Raw genomic sequence first — 14,769 nt, 5'->3', positions numbered from 1 at the left:
CCGAACGCTTGCAATAAAACCGTCATTGCCGCTCTGTATCTCAGTCGGCTCAAGGAATTGCGTTTCCAGCCCCGGCTGGAAAGCATCCGAAGCAGCAACGATGGCTGACAGCTGGCGGGAGTAGCGCGATGAACGAAGTCAAACCGAATTCCGGGGCGAAGGACTGGCTCGAAGCCGAACTCGAGGACACGCTCGACGAGGACTATGAGCTGGAGATTTCCGAACCGGCGCTCTCGCTGGAGATCGCCAAGATCTACAAGAAGTCGCATCCGCCTTCCATGGAGCGGATGACCTATTTCCGTGAATTGCTGAGGCTGCAATCGGAACTGATCAAGCTGCAATCATGGGTCGCCTATCACAAGAAGAAGCTGGTGGTGGTCTTCGAAGGCCGCGATTCCGCCGGCAAGGGCGGCGTCATCAAGCGCATCACCCAGCGGCTCAACCCGCGTATCGCCCGTGTCGTGGCATTGCCGGCGCCGACCGAGCGCGAAAAGTCGCAGTGGTATTTCCAGCGCTATGTGCCGCATCTGCCGGCCGGCGGCGAGATCGTGCTGTTCGATCGCTCCTGGTACAACCGCTCCGGCGTCGAGCGGGTGATGGGCTTTGCCGGCCAGGATCAGGTGGAGGAGTTCTTTCACGACGTGCCGGAATTCGAGCGCATGCTGGTGCGTTCCGGTATCACGCTGGTCAAATACTGGTTCTCGATCACCGACGAGGAGCAGCAGATGCGCTTCCTGATGCGCATCCACGATCCGATGAAGCAGTGGAAGCTCTCGCCCATGGACCTGCAGTCGCGCGTGCGCTGGGAGCAGTACACCAAGGCCAAGGAAGAGACCTTCGCCCGCACCAACATCCCGGAAGCACCCTGGTTCATCGTCGAGGGCAACGACAAGAAACGGGCGAGGCTGAACTGCATCGACCACTTGTTGCAGCAATTGCCCTACGAGGAAGTCCCGCACGAGGAAATCTCGCTGCCGGAGCGCGTCTTCAATCCGCAATACGAGCGCCAGGTCCTGCCACGCGACCTCTACGTGCCGGGGAAGTATTGAGGCAGTGAAGCTGCGATCTCCCCCCTCGTGGGGGAGATTACGCTCCTCATGCCCGCCCGATCATCACATGCGTCGCATCGGCCGTCGCAACCTGCCCGGTGCAGCGATAGCCGAGCTTCAGCATGTCGAGGCCGGCGAAGAGGTGCTCGCCCGATCCGAGCAGGATCGGCGAGATCGCCAGATGCATCTCGTCGATCAGCCGCCGCTCGAGATATTGGCGGATTGTCGAAACGCCGCCGCCGACCCGCACATCCTTGCCGTCGGCCGCGGCCTTTGCCTGTTCGAGCGCCGAATGGATGCCGTCGGTGACGAAGTAGAATGTCGTGCCGCCTTCCATCCCGATCGGCGCCCGCTTGTGGTGCGTCAGCACGAAGACCGGCACGTGATAGGGCGGGTTGTCGCCCCACCAGCCTTTCCAGCTCTCGTCAGGCCATTCGCCGCGGACCGGCCCGAACATGTTACGGCCGAGGATCCAGGCGCCGACATTCTCGAAGCTGCGCACGGCGAAGCCGTCATCGATGTCGGTGGTGCCGCCGTCCTTGCCGAGCACCATCTGGCGAAAGGTACGGGTGCCGATCATCCATTTGTGGAGACCTTCTCCGCCGATGCCGAGCGGATTGGTGAGGTCCTGGTCGGGACCGGCGCCATAACCGTCGAGCGACAAGGTGAAAGCGTTGACACGTAGCTTGGACACAATCGCCTCCTAAACTGGTTGTATATCGAAAGCAGTTATGGCTGGGCTGATTGCATAGTGCAAGCAGTATTTTCCAACCCATACGAGGCGGCCAGTGAGAGGATCGTTGCTGGAGGGTGTCTGACTGGAGCAAGAGCGGTCAGATCGTCCGGAACGTGCCGGGCGGCTTCGGAAATGATCTCGATGCCACGCTCGACGCCGTGGCGAAGCAGCCAATCGCTACGGAAATCTTCCAACGTCTTGCCGGCTGTAGCAGCAGCGATGCCATCGAGGGCCGCCCGGATCTCGGCGAGGATCGGCTTGATCCGACGGGGCCCATCAGAATACGCGCACGGCCGATCGTTCGATATCAGCCTTCAGCATCGGATGAAGGCTGTCCCTTGTGGTGATGTCGATTTCGGTCGACATTTTTTCTTCGAGAAATTGTTTGATGCCGACAAGATCGATCAGGGAAAAGCGCCGCGCCGGGTCATAGTCTATGAAAAGATCGAGATCACTGTCTGAATGCGCGTCGCCACGGGCGGCCGACCCGAACAGATAAAGCGAAGTCGCGCCCATGCCTCTGATAGCACCAGCGTTCTTCCGCAACCGTTCGATCACTTCAGTCCTGTTCATGAATACATTCTAACGGATCGCGTCAGAATTCCAAAGTCGCCAGGAAGCTCAGCCCCTCAGCATCTCCGCCACGGTCGGCGCGAAATAGGTCAGCACGCCGTCGCAGCCGGCGCGTTTTAAGGCAAGCAGCGATTCCAGCATCGCCTTTTCGCCATCGATCCAGCCATTGGCGCTGGCCGCCTTGATCATCGAATATTCGCCTGACACCTGGTAGGCGAAGGTCGGCATCTGCAGTTCGTCCTTCAGCCGGCGGATGATGTCGAGATAGGGCAGGCCGGGCTTCACCATCAGCATGTCGGCGCCTTCGGCGAGGTCCTGCTCGGCCTCGCGCACCGCTTCGTCCGAATTGGCGTGGTCGATGTAATAGGTTTTCTTGTCGCCCTTGAGCAGGCCGGCGGTGCCTACTGCCTCGCGATAGGGCCCGTAGAAGGCCGAGGCGAACTTCGTCGCATAGGACATGATCGCCACGTCCTGGAAGCCGTTGGCGTCGAGCGCGTCGCGGATGGCGCCGATGCGGCCGTCCATCATGTCGGACGGCGCGATGATGTCGGCGCCGGCGGCAGCCTGGATGACGGCCGCGGCGGTGACCTGCTGCACCGTCTCGTCATTGACGATGATGCCGTCGCGCAAAATGCCGTCATGGCCATGGCTGGTGAAGGGGTCGAGCGCGGCATCGGTGATGATGCCGATCTCCGGCACCGCGTCCTTGATGGCGCGCGTGGCGCGGTTGATGACGTTGTCCGGGTCGAGGATGTGCGAGCCGGTCTGGTCGCGCAGCGCAAGCTCGACATTGGGGAAGGTGGCAATGGCCGGAATGCCTAGCTTGGCGGCGCGCTCGGCTTCCTTCACCGCGAGATCGATGGTCAGGCGATAGACGTCCGGCATGGCGGCGATCGGCTCGCGCGTGTTCTTGCCGTCGATAACGAAGATCGGCCAGATCAGGTCGTTCACCGAGAGCTGGTTCTCCTGCACCAGCCGTCGCGACCAGTCGGCTTTGCGCATGCGCCGCAGCCGCCGGCTGCCGGTGATCTCGTCGACGCTGCGCGCGCCGGCAGGTTTTGCGGGGGTGAATTTGTTCATCGCCAAGACTCTCGCTTTGGTCGGCTTTTTACCACGCGCCCTTGTCGCTGACCAATGCGACACGATTGTGCCAGCCTTCTTCTCCCGTTCACGACGAGAAGGTGCCCGCACGCGGATGAGGGAGCGTCAAGGCTGCCCATTCCCCGACAAAATCTGCGCCGCGCCTCTCATGGCAACGCGAAAAGCCTCGTCGAAGCTGACGCCCCGCACTTGCCAGCGATAGGTCTTGCCGCGAGCGGCCAGGCGCCAGTCGGCGATCCAGCCGAGCTCCTTGTCGCTCCAGACGATGCTGCCGGCGAGCGCCCGGGCCGCTCGCGCCTTCTTCGCGAGATTGTCGAGCCTTGCCATGTCGGCCGCCGAGAGCGCTTTCTCATCGAGGCCGCCAAGCTGCTCGGTTTTCGGAAAACTGACGCGCATCAGCAAAGGACTGGCGGCGTTGGTGAAGGATTCGCGCATCGCGTCGCCACGATCCTCGTCGGGGGTCAGCACGAAATGCCGCGAACCTTGCTCGGCGGTCATGAAAACGGCGATCAGCGGCCGCGCGCCAAGCCAAGGCCTGCTGCCGAGCTGCGCCAAGAGCTTGTCGACGACAGCCGGCTTGTAGATGCAGGTCAGGTCATGCGGCCGGTCATGCGTGCCTTGCTCGTCATGGATCGGGATGCCTTCGAGCCGGTCGTGATAGCGGAAGGATTGGACGAAGTCGGCCGCCTTGTCGCGCAGCGCCAGAATCTCCGGCTTCTGCGTCAGCCGCTGGTCGCCCGAGACCTTGACCAGCACCTTGTCGAGGCAATCGCGAAAGCCGATCTGCCGGTTCACGTCCCCGGTACCGGTGACGACGGTCTGCGCCTGATAGAGGTCGGCGATTGGCGCGGCACGTGCGGGAGCCCCCAGGCACATGAGGCCGGCCAATCCAACTACGAAGCGGGAAATACCAGGCATGTCGATCTGCTCGAAACCGGTCGGGCGCGCAGGCGCGATCCTTTGCCGGTTACCTAACATCTGGCGCGGCCGGCCGCCAGCGCAAGAACCGCCACCATTGACGCGCCACCATGCCGCCTTTAGCACTTCTCTCCCCCGGCGGGCGGAGAGAGGGATACTCTGGTGATGGATTTTGGCGGAGGCGACGAGATTCGCTTCGAGCGGCTGGGCAAGTCGGGCGTGGTCACATTGACCCGGCCGAAGGCGCTCAACGCCGTCACGCACGACATGGTCAAGGCGCTCGGCAAGGCCCTCGACGCCTGGGAGCAGGACGCCGGGATCGGGGTCGTCGTCGTCAAGGCCGAGGGCAGGGCTTTTTCCGCCGGCGGCGATATCCTGCACATCTATGAGGCCGGCCGCGCCGGCAGGCCGCCCGTCGACTTCTTCGCCGACGAGTATCGGCTCAATGCCCGCATCGCACGCTTCAAAAAACCCTATGTCGCGCTGATCGACGGCATCGTCATGGGCGGCGGTGTCGGCATATCTTTCCACGGCTCGCATCGGGTGCTGACCGAGAACGCGCAGTTCGCCATGCCCGAGGTCGGCATCGGCTTTTTCCCCGACGTCGGCGCCAGCCACTTGCTGCCGGATCTGGGCGGATGCTTCGGCATGTATCTCGGGCTGACCGGAAATCGCATCCGCCATGGCGACGCGCTGTGGTCGGGTCTCGCCACCCACACCATCAAGGCCGAGGACCAGGCGGGCCTGCTCGACGAACTGGCGACAAGCGGCGACGCGAATGCGGAATTGCGCGATTTCTTCGTGCCCGCCAAACGCGAGACCGAGCGGCAGGACCTGGAGTCGATCGCGCGCCATTTTTCGAAAAGCTCGCTCGCCGGCATCATCGCCAGCCTCGATCAGGCCGCCGCAGGCGACGCCTTTGCCGCGAGGACGCTGGCGACGTTGAAAACCCGCTCGCCGACCAGTCTCAACATCGCCTGGCGCCAGATCAGCGCCGGGCAGACGCTGTCGATGGACGAATGCATGAAGATGGAGTTCCGCATCCTGAACCGCATGCTTGCCGGCCATGATTTCTATGAAGGCATTCGCGCCGCCATCATCGACAAGGGCTCGAAGCCCGCGTGGCGGCCGGCGGACCTGGATGCGGTCAATGCTGCCGACATCGACGCCTATTTCGCGCCGCTTGGGCGCCAGGAGCTCGTCCTGTGAGCGAGGTCACCTCCAGGCGCGTGGTGCTGCAGCCCTCGACCACCGAAATCATCTTCGCCTGGTTCCAGCGCGTGATTGCCGGCTACTGCCTTTTGTTCGGTATCCTCTACTGGATCCGCCTGATCGGCATTTATCCGGGCGAGCTGTGGCGCTTCGACCTGATGCCGGTGCACTGGCAGGTGGCGGCCGCCATGCTCGCCGTTTTCTTTCCCTTCGCCGCAGCCGGGCTCTGGATGCTCGCGTCCTGGGGACCGGTGATCTGGTTCATCTGCGCCGCGACCGAGACGGTGATGTATGCCGGCTTCCCGGATCTCTTCGGCCACCGGCTGCTGATCGTCGTCTCGCATGCCTGCGTGGCCTTGCTCTACATCGTCTTTCGCGTCACCATCTGGCTGCAGAAGCGCCAGCTCCGCCAATAGGCTTCCAGGGCCGATTTCGCGGCCTCGTTGGACCCCGAGATCCATTGGCTAAATCTTTAGGTTAATTGTTCTTGCTCGGGTGACCGATCGTTAAGCGTCTTTCGAAACCTCTTACCGGTAAGCTCTTGTTAGCCCTGGCGTTTAAGTCGAATTTTATGAGTATTCGATAGTGTCGCGATCAAGGTGAAAAACAAAAAATCACCAAGGCGACAAACGAGAGGCAAAGACAATGATCAATTCGCGTCCGGCGGCGAAGACCGCAAACGTATCCGACGATCGCCGCGAGGCTATCCGCTCGCTGTACATGGAATCGCTGCAGCTGGTGGAGCGTCTGCACCGCCGCCTGCTTGACGTGATCAAGGACGAGTTCGACCGCAACGGCCGTTCCGACATCAACGCCATCCAGGCGCTGCTGCTCTTCAACATCGGCAATTCGGAGCTGACCGCCGGCGAGCTGCGTTCGCGCGGCTACTATCTCGGCTCGAACGTCTCCTACAATCTGAAGAAGCTGGTCGACCTCGGTTTCATCAACCACCAGCGCTCGCGCATCGACCGCCGTTCGGTCCGCGTCTCGCTGACGCCGAAGGGCAACGAGGTGGCCGACGTCGTCGCCGGCCTCTACGAGCGCCATGTCGGCTCGATCGAGCAGGTCGGCGGCATCAACACCGACGAGTTCAAGCAGATGAACCGCGCGCTCCAGCGGCTCGATCGCTTCTGGAACGATACGATCGCTTACCGGATGTAAGGGCGGCCGGGGAAAACAATAGAGGGCCGGTGCCGGAACGCATCGGTCCTTCTTTTGCCGCGCCGCCGCAACTGTGGCGGGGCTTGAAGGGCGCGGCAGCATCCACCGATGCAGAAAGGCATCGCCGCCTTTTCTTTCACCCTCCCGCCACATGCAAATCGCGGGCCAAGGCCACGTTGCCGCCATAATCGCGGTGGATGCGAAACGTGGGTGATGCTGCGGGCCTATGCCTTGCGCTCCTTGGAACCTGCGTGGCGGCAGCGCGTTTCTGGCAGCCGTCGACGCGGGGCATGGTTGGCGAAATGTTAAGTTTGCCAACCCTAGAGTGCGGACAAAGCCGCCCGGCAAGCGAATTGAGCGAGAGCGATTAAAGCAAGAATGTCTGCCATGAGAACCAGCCGCCGTTTCTTTCTCACCGGAGCGTCCGCGCTCGCCGCCGCCGTGGTCGCCGGCCATGCCAGCGCCCAGGACGTGGTCGGGGACATCCTTAAATCCTCGACGCGCGGCAATTGGGACGACCAGTTCGACGCCCGCCGCACCGACACCAACAAGGTCGCCTCGACGCTGCCGATCTTCAGCCAGCAGACGGTCGCCTTCACCGAACAGGCGGTGGCGCAGTATCAGAACATCGTCTCCCAGGGCGGCTGGGAGCAGGTTCCGGCGACCAAGAAATTGCAGCTCGGCGACGACGATCCGGATGTCGTGCCGCTGCGCAAGCGCCTGATGGTCTCGGGCGATCTGCCGCAGAGCGCCGGCATTTCGACGGCGTTCGATTCCTATGTCGACTCGGCGGTCAAGCGCTTCCAGCTCCGTCACGGCCTGCCGGCCGACGGCGCCATGGGCAAATACACCTATACGGCGATGAACGTTTCGGCGCAGATCCGGCTCGGCCAGCTGCAGACCAACCTGCAGCGCCTGAAGGAGAAGGCCGGCACGCTCGGCAGCCGTTATGTGCTGGTCGACATTCCCGGCGCCCAGGTCGAAGCGGTCGAGAACGACCGCGTGGTGCTTCGCCACACCGCGATCGTCGGCAAGATCGATCGCCAGACGCCGATCGTGAACTCGAAGATCAACGAGATCATCGTCAATCCGTACTGGAACGCGCCGGTCTCGATCGTGCGCAAGGACATCATTCCGCTGATGCGGAAGGACCCCAACTACCTCAAGGAGAGCCACATCCGGCTGTTCGCGCCGGATGGCAGTGAGGTCGATCCGATGACCGTCGACTGGTCGACCGACGATGCCGCTAAATACCGTTTCCGCCAGGATCCGGGCAACAACAACGCGATGGCGTCGGTCAAGATCAACTTCCCGAGCCCGGACGGCGTCTACATGCACGACACGCCGCAGCAGAGCCTGTTCGGCAAGCTGATGCGCTTCGATTCCTCCGGCTGCGTGCGCGTCCAGAACGTGCGCGACCTCGTCACCTGGGTGCTGCGCGACACGCCCGGCTGGGACCGCCAGCATTTCGAGGCGGCGATCAAGACCGGCGAGAACACGCCGATCCAGGTCGTCAACCCGGTGCCGGTCCACTTCCTCTATCTGTCGGCCTGGTCGACCGCTCCGGGCGTCGTGCAGTTCCGCGACGACATCTATGCCCTCGACGGCGCCAGCGAGCTGCAGATCAGTTCCGCACAGTAAGTATCTGATATAAAAAGCAAAAAGGTCGCTCTTGCAGCGGCCTTTTTTGTTTAACTCAGCCGCGGGTTCACCAGCAGGACGACAGCCTCCGCGCTGGACGACGCGCGTTCAATTGCGCATGGTCGGATTAGATCAGCTCGGCACTTGAGCAGCCGGAATCGCGCCATGGACGTCGCCATCTTCATCCTCGTCGTGCTCGCCTTCGTGACGCTATCGGGCGCGCTGGTGCGGCTGGTGCGCGTGCCGCTGCCGGTGCTGCAGATCGCGATCGGCGCTGCCCTTGCCTGGCCGGCGCGCGGCCTGCATGTCGAGATCGATCCGGAACTCTTCCTGCTGGTGTTCATTCCGCCGCTGCTGTTCGGCGATGCCTTTTCGGCACCGAAGCGCGAGCTGATCGCGTTGCGCGACCCGATCCTCGACCTTGCCATCGGGCTGGTCTTCTTCACCATCGTCGGTTTCGGCTACGCCTTGCACTGGCTGGTGCCGAGCATCCCGCTGGTCGTCGCCTTCGCCCTGGCCGCCGTGCTGTCGCCGACGGACGCGGTCGCCGTATCCTCGATCGTCGACCGCAACGTCGTTCCAGCGCGGCTGATGCACATATTGGAAGGCGAGTCGCTGCTCAACGACGCCTCCGGTCTGGTGATGTTCCGCTTCACGGTCGCGGCGGCGCTGACCGGCAGCTTTTCGTTTGCCGCGGCGTCCGTGAGCTTTGTCTTTGCGGTGGCGGTCGGCATCCTCGCCGGCATGGCGGCGCTGTTCATCGCGGCGAAGTCGTTGCAGGTCCTCGGCCGCATCACCAGCACGCCGGCCGAAGCGCAGGTGCTGGTCATGGTCCTGTTGCCGTTTGTCGCCTACCTCATTGCCGAGCATTTCGGCGCTTCGGGCATCCTGGCGGCGGTGACCGCCGGCCTTCTGACCGGATACTCCGGCATCGTCCGCCACATGGCGGTCTCGGCGCGCATCCAGACGATTTCGCTCTGGTCGATGCTTATCTTCATGTTCAACGGCTCGCTCTTCATCCTGCTCGGCCTGCAACTGCCCGGCATCATCCGCAAGGTGCCGCCGGAACTGACGACCCGGCACTGGCTGTTCGAGCCGGCACTGACCGTGCTGCTGCTCACGCTCTGCCTGATCGGCCTGCGCTATGTCTGGATCTGGATCGGCGACATGGGCGCCGTGCTTGCCGCACGGCTCGGCAAGCGCAAGGCCGAGCCCTTCGGCTTCCGCGTCAGGCTTGCCGGCTCGATCGCAGGCGTGCGCGGCGCGGTGACGCTGGCCGGCATCCTGTCCTTGCCGCTTACCTTGCAGGACGGCTCGCCGTTTCCGGCCCGCGACGTCGTGATCTTCCTGGCCGCCGGCGTCATCATCTGCTCGCTGGCGATTGCCAGCCTTGCCTTGCCGACGGTTGCGCGCGGTCTCGTCGAGCCAGGCGAGCATCCAGGTGCGGCCGAAGAGCGCCGGGCGCGGGTCGGCGCCGCCAACGCGGCCATCGCCAGGATCGAAGGCCTCGCCAGCGACCGCAACGAAGGAGAGGCAGCGGAGATGAAGCTCGCCATCGCCGAGAGCGTCGCATCCATCTACCGGCGTCGCATCTCGCTCTCCGCGCCGACGAAGCACGCGCCGAGGCTCGCGAGTCCGGCCGGATCGAGCTCGAACTCAGGCTTGCCGGCATCGAGGCCGAGCGCACCGAATTGCAGGCCATGCTGCGCCGCGGCGACATCAACGACCACACGGCGCGCAAGCTGTTCACCGAGATCACCTTCTCCGAAGCGATCCTCAAGGGCCGCGAACCGCGGGATTAGCACCCTGTCCGCCGTCTTGGCGCAAACCGGCCAGCAAATTTCGCGCCGCAAACGTGGCGGCCCGGAAACAACTGTGTTAATGCGCGACGACCTCGCAGACCTCCGGCCCCAAGGGAAAGCAAGCCATGTCAACAGCCGCGGCATCCTCCAGCAAATTCGAGTCCTTTTTCGAGACCACGCTTGCCGATGCCGATCCGGAAATCTTCGGCGCCATCCGCAACGAGCTCGGCCGGCAGCGCCATGAGATCGAGCTGATCGCTTCCGAAAACATCGTGTCGCGCGCCGTGCTCGAAGCGCAAGGCTCGATCATGACCAACAAATACGCCGAGGGCTATCCGGGTAAGCGCTACTATGGCGGTTGCCAGTTTGTCGACGTGGCCGAGGAACTGGCTATCGAACGCGCCAAAAAGCTCTTCGGCTGCAATTTCGCCAACGTCCAGCCGAACTCGGGCAGCCAGATGAACCAGGCGGTGTTCCTGGCGCTGCTGCAGCCAGGCGACACCTTCATGGGCCTCGACCTGAATTCGGGTGGCCACCTCACCCACGGCTCGCCAGTCAACATGAGCGGTAAGTGGTTCAAGGTCGTCTCCTACGGCGTGCGCAAGGAAGACCACCTGCTCGACATGGACGCGATCGAGAAGACGGCGCAGGAGACCAGGCCGAAGCTGATCCTCGCCGGCGGCACCGCCTATTCGCGTATCTGGGACTGGAAGCGTTTCCGCGAGATCGCCGACTCGATCGGCGCCTATCTGATGGTCGACATGGCGCATATCGCGGGCCTCGTTGCCGGCGGCATGCATCCGTCGCCACTGCCGCACGCCCATGTCGTGACCACCACGACGCACAAGTCGCTGCGCGGCCCGCGCGGCGGCATGATCCTGTGCAACGACGAGGAGATCGCCAAGAAGATGAACTCGGCGGTGTTCCCGGGCCTGCAGGGCGGTCCGCTGATGCATGTCATCGCCGCCAAGGCGGTGGCGTTCGGCGAAGCATTGAAGCCGAGCTTCAAGGCCTATGCCGAAAGCATCGTCGCCAACGCCAAGGCGCTGGCTTCGAGCCTTCAGGAAACCGGTCTCGACATCGTCTCGGGCGGCACCGACAACCACCTGATGCTGGTCGATCTCAGGCCGAAGAACGCCACCGGCAAGCGCGCGGAAGCCGCGCTTGGCCGCGCCAACATCACCTGCAACAAGAACGGCATCCCGTTCGATCCGGAAAAGCCGTTCGTCACCTCGGGCGTGCGTCTCGGCACGCCGGCCGGCACGACGCGCGGCTTCGGCCAGGCCGAATTCCGCGAGATCGGCAAGCTGATCGCCGAGGTGCTGGACGGGCTGAAGGTTGCGAATTCCGACGAGGGCAATGCAGCGGTCGAAGCCGCGGTCAAGGCCAAGGTCATGGCGCTGACCGATCGCTTTCCGCTCTACCCGTATCTCGGCTGATCCTCTCTGTCGGTCGACGTCCGTCGGTTGACTGGGCGCCGCGCGTCATCTTTTATCCCTGCGCTTCGCGCCGCTCCCTGATCGGGCGGCGCGGCTTACCGGAGACCTGATGATGCGCATTTTCCGCTTCGCCGCCTTGGCTTTGTCCGCCTCGCTGACTGCCTTCGCCATGTCCGGCGCGGTTGCGCAGGAGCAGACGAACGCCGACATGCCGACGACCAATACCTTCGGCAAGTGGACCACCATCATCGATACGCTCGACACCGGGCAGGATGCGCACAAGACCTGTGCCGCCTCGACCGCTTTCGTCGACGGCCTCGGCAATGCGGGCTCTTTGACGATGTCGATCTCGACCGGCGACGCGCTGCCGCCGGATGCGTACCCGGCGATCATGTTCATCGTCGACAACAAGACCTTGCCGACCGGCAGCAAGATCGCCGCGACCTTCGGCGACCCCGGCGTGAAGGTTGCCGCGACTGTAACCTCCAACGGCGCCGCCGGCGGCCGTCCCAGTTGGATGGTCGACAACCAGGCCAAGACCAACCTTGCGCTGCTGCGCGCCATGCGCAAGGTCACCTCGCTCGATGTGGTTTTCGGCAAGCAGGCCGTCGCCAGCATCCCGATGGACGGCTTCACCAAGGCTTATCGCAATCTGGGCACCTCCTGCGGTTTCCCGACCAAGGACGTTGCGCCCTGAGGGTGCTGGCCCTCGGGGGGCAGGCGCTGGCAATTGTGCCTGCGCCTCGCTATCTCTGATACGAAGGCTGCGCTTTGCCATGGCGGCAAAACGCACTAAGCCTTCCGCATCCTGAGAATCGCCAAACCGAAAGCTTGCCATGCGCTGTCCCTATTGCCAGTCCGAAGATACGCAGGTGAAGGATTCGCGTCCCGCCGAGGACGGCGCGGCGATCCGCAGGCGGCGGGTGTGTCCCGATTGCGGCGGCCGGTTCACCACCTTCGAGCGCGTGCAATTGCGTGACCTCGTCGTCGTCAAGAAGTCCGGCCGCAAGGTGCCTTTCGATCGCGACAAGCTGCTGCGCTCCGTCGAGATCGCGGTCCGCAAGCGCAATGTCGACCCCGAGCGCATCGACCGCGCCGTGACCGGCATCGTGCGCCAGCTCGAAAGCTCCGGCGAAACCGAGGTTGCCTCGGGCGAGGTCGGCAAGCTGGTCATGGAGGCGCTGAAATCGCTGGATGACGTCGCCTATGTCCGCTTCGCCTCGGTCTATCGCAATTTCCGCGAAGCCAAGGATTTTCATGAGCTGCTGGGCGAACTGAAGGGCGACGAGGAAAAGACCGAAGAGGAAGCCGGCTGATCATGGCGGGACCGCGACTGGACGAGGCCGCGCAGGCGGCCCTTGATCGCCGGTTCATGGCCGCGGCCATCAGGCTGTCGCGCCGCAATGCGGGCCGCACCTCGACCAATCCTTCCGTCGGCACCATCATCGTGCGCGACGACGGCGCCGGCCCGATGATCGTCGGCACCGGCGTGACGGCCGTCGGCGGCCGGCCGCATGCCGAGACCGAGGCGCTGGCCGAGGCCGGCGAGCTCGCGCGTGGTGCTACGGCCTACGTGACGTTGGAGCCTTGCGCGCATCACGGCCGCACGCCGCCTTGCGCCAACGCGCTGGTCAGTGCCGGCATCGCGCGCGTCGTAGGCGCGGCGAGCGATCCCGATCCGCGCGTCTCCGGCAAGGGCTACGCCATCCTGCGCGCCGTCGGTGTCGAGGTGGTGGAGAAGGTGCTGGCCACCGAGGCCGCCGAGCAGATGGCAGGTTATCTGACTCGCTCCCTGAAAAAACGCCCGGAAGTAACTCTGAAGCTTGCGCTTTCGAGTGACGGCAAGATCGGCCGCAAAGGCGCCGGCCAGGTCGCCATCACTGGCGAGGTCGCGCGGCGCGACGTCTATCTGATGCGCGCCGAGGCCGACGCCATCCTGGTCGGCATCGGCACCGCGCTCGAAGACGACCCGGCGCTGACCGTGCGTCTTCCGGGACTGGAGAACCGCTCGCCGGCGCGCATCATCCTCGATCGGCAGATCCGGCTGCCGGAGACGTCCAAGCTGGTGTCCGGCGTCGACCGCGTGCCGCTCTATATCGCCGCTTGCCTGGAGGCCGATCCGCATCGGCGGGCGGCGCTCGAACGCGCGGGCGTGCGCTTCATCGGCACTGAAACATATTCAGGCGAAGTGGCGCTGCCGGAATTGCTCGAGGACCTCGCCGCGCTCGGCATGGCAAGCGTTTTGGTCGAGGGCGGCGCCAAGGTGGCCAAGGCCTTCCTCGATGAAGGCCTTGTCGACCGCATCGTCCTGTTCCAGGGGCCGGAAGCGATCGGCGAGGATGGCATTGTATCACCCATCGACGCCGATCATATCCCGCCAGGGTTTCGCAAATTGCGCGAGATGCGGTTTGGCGAGGACAGGTATGCCGAATGGGTGAGGCCATGATCCCAAAAAGTGGGAACCGGTTGTTGGATCAGGTCATGGTCAAAATGAAAGACACTCTCTGATGTTTACCGGAATTGTGACCGACGTAGGAACGGTGGCCGCCGTAAAGCCTCTCAGCGAAGGCGTCGGGTTGCGCATCGACACGGCTTATGATCCCGAGACCATCGCCATCGGCGCCTCGATTTCCTGCGGCGGGGTCTGCCTCACCGTCACGGCGCTCCCCGAACATGGCTCGAACGCACGCTGGTTCGAGGTCGAGGCCTGGGAGGAAGCGCTCAGGCTGACCACCGCGTCGAACTGGAAATCCGGCAATCGGATCAATCTGGAACGGGCGCTGAAGATTGGCGACGAGCTCGGCGGCCATATAGTCTCCGGCCATGTCGACGGCACCGCCGAAATCGTCGAGCGCAAGGAGGAGGGTGATGCCGTGCGCTTCACGCTGGACGCGCCGCGCCATCTGGCCAAGTTCATTGCGCCGAAAGGTTCCGTCGCGCTCGACGGCACCTCGCTCACCGTCAACAAAATCGAAGGCACCCGCTTCGACGTGCTTCTTATCCATCACTCGCTGGCGGTTACCACCTGGGGAGAACGCCAGGCTGGTGATCGCGTCAACATCGAAATCGACACCATGGCCCGCTACGCCGCGCGCCTGGCGGAGGCGGCGCAAGAGGGGCTGTAATTAAGCCTTGAA

The 14,769-nt window shown here is 63.7% G+C and carries 15 protein-coding genes and 1 pseudogene; 11 read left to right on the top strand and 5 right to left on the bottom strand.

All coding sequences use genetic code 11. The annotated features are described in order from the left end of the window. Positions 1-128: 128 nt before the first annotated feature. Entirely contained in the window at positions 129-1,049 is a 921-nt protein-coding gene (gene ppk2 / locus RFM68_RS14480; protein WP_320233657.1) for a polyphosphate kinase 2, read from the top strand. A 46-nt stretch (positions 1,050-1,095) separates the two neighbouring features. Here ppk2 and RFM68_RS14475 read toward each other — a convergent pair whose 3' ends face one another. From RFM68_RS14475 to RFM68_RS14455, 5 genes are all read right to left on the bottom strand, one after another. Then, a complete protein-coding gene (locus RFM68_RS14475; RefSeq protein ID WP_320233656.1) occupies positions 1,096-1,743 on the bottom strand; it encodes a dihydrofolate reductase family protein in 648 nt (215 codons plus the stop codon). 35 nt (positions 1,744-1,778) lie between these two features. Next, positions 1,779-2,027 (bottom strand): HepT-like ribonuclease domain-containing protein, encoded by a 249-nt coding sequence (locus RFM68_RS14470; protein ID WP_320233748.1) that lies wholly within the window; start codon positions 2,025-2,027, stop codon positions 1,779-1,781. Positions 2,028-2,061: 34 nt separating this feature from the next. Then, the gene (locus RFM68_RS14465; RefSeq protein WP_320233655.1) at positions 2,062-2,358 is read right to left on the bottom strand and encodes a nucleotidyltransferase family protein; all 297 of its coding nucleotides are present in this window, start codon (positions 2,356-2,358) and stop codon (positions 2,062-2,064) included. Between the two features lie 48 nt (positions 2,359-2,406). Further along, complete coding sequence (gene hemB / locus RFM68_RS14460) at positions 2,407-3,438, bottom strand: porphobilinogen synthase (RefSeq protein ID WP_320233654.1); 1,032 nt, start codon at positions 3,436-3,438, stop codon at positions 2,407-2,409. A 126-nt stretch (positions 3,439-3,564) separates the two neighbouring features. Then, on the bottom strand, positions 3,565-4,377 hold the full coding sequence (locus RFM68_RS14455) for a DUF2066 domain-containing protein (RefSeq protein WP_320233653.1): 813 nt from the start codon (positions 4,375-4,377) through the stop codon (positions 3,565-3,567). Between the two features lie 165 nt (positions 4,378-4,542). Between RFM68_RS14455 and RFM68_RS14450 the strand changes: the two genes are divergently transcribed. The 10 genes and pseudogenes from RFM68_RS14450 (at position 4,543) to RFM68_RS14405 (ending at position 14,757) form a co-directional block, all read left to right on the top strand. Next, complete coding sequence (locus tag RFM68_RS14450; RefSeq protein ID WP_320233652.1) at positions 4,543-5,586, top strand: enoyl-CoA hydratase/isomerase family protein; 1,044 nt, start codon at positions 4,543-4,545, stop codon at positions 5,584-5,586. Continuing rightward, the gene (locus RFM68_RS14445; protein ID WP_320233651.1) at positions 5,583-6,005 is read left to right on the top strand and encodes a DUF6163 family protein; all 423 of its coding nucleotides are present in this window, start codon (positions 5,583-5,585) and stop codon (positions 6,003-6,005) included. The genes RFM68_RS14450 and RFM68_RS14445 overlap by 4 nt, the downstream gene beginning before the upstream one ends. A 229-nt stretch (positions 6,006-6,234) precedes the next feature. Beyond that, positions 6,235-6,750 (top strand): transcriptional regulator LdtR, encoded by a 516-nt coding sequence (gene ldtR / locus RFM68_RS14440; protein ID WP_013896002.1) that lies wholly within the window; start codon positions 6,235-6,237, stop codon positions 6,748-6,750. A 387-nt stretch (positions 6,751-7,137) separates the two neighbouring features. Next, positions 7,138-8,391, top strand: a complete 1,254-nt coding sequence (locus tag RFM68_RS14435) for a L,D-transpeptidase family protein (protein WP_320233649.1) — start codon at positions 7,138-7,140, stop codon at positions 8,389-8,391. Positions 8,392-8,556: 165 nt separating this feature from the next. Then, positions 8,557-10,193, top strand: a pseudogene (locus tag RFM68_RS14430) (Na+/H+ antiporter). 125 nt (positions 10,194-10,318) lie between these two features. Further along, complete coding sequence (gene glyA / locus RFM68_RS14425) at positions 10,319-11,632, top strand: serine hydroxymethyltransferase (protein WP_320233647.1); 1,314 nt, start codon at positions 10,319-10,321, stop codon at positions 11,630-11,632. 112 nt (positions 11,633-11,744) lie between these two features. Next, positions 11,745-12,329, top strand: coding sequence for an invasion associated locus B family protein (locus RFM68_RS14420; RefSeq protein WP_430694861.1), 585 nt, complete (start codon positions 11,745-11,747; stop codon positions 12,327-12,329). A 139-nt stretch (positions 12,330-12,468) separates the two neighbouring features. Beyond that, entirely contained in the window at positions 12,469-12,948 is a 480-nt protein-coding gene (nrdR, locus tag RFM68_RS14415) for a transcriptional regulator NrdR (protein ID WP_320233645.1), read from the top strand. Between the two features lie 2 nt (positions 12,949-12,950). After that, a complete protein-coding gene (ribD, locus tag RFM68_RS14410; RefSeq protein WP_320233644.1) occupies positions 12,951-14,078 on the top strand; it encodes a bifunctional diaminohydroxyphosphoribosylaminopyrimidine deaminase/5-amino-6-(5-phosphoribosylamino)uracil reductase RibD in 1,128 nt (375 codons plus the stop codon). Between the two features lie 61 nt (positions 14,079-14,139). Beyond that, positions 14,140-14,757 carry a riboflavin synthase gene (locus tag RFM68_RS14405; protein WP_320233643.1) on the top strand — a complete coding sequence of 206 codons (618 nt, stop codon included), beginning with the start codon at positions 14,140-14,142 and terminating at the stop codon, positions 14,755-14,757. The last annotated feature ends 12 nt before the right edge of the window (positions 14,758-14,769 follow it).

This window comes from Mesorhizobium montanum (assembly GCF_033977145.1).
In the GTDB taxonomy this organism is placed as follows: domain Bacteria; phylum Pseudomonadota; class Alphaproteobacteria; order Rhizobiales; family Rhizobiaceae; genus Mesorhizobium; species Mesorhizobium montanum.
The sequence above is the reverse complement of the archived record's forward strand: the minus strand, read 5'-3'. Positions and strand labels throughout refer to the sequence as shown.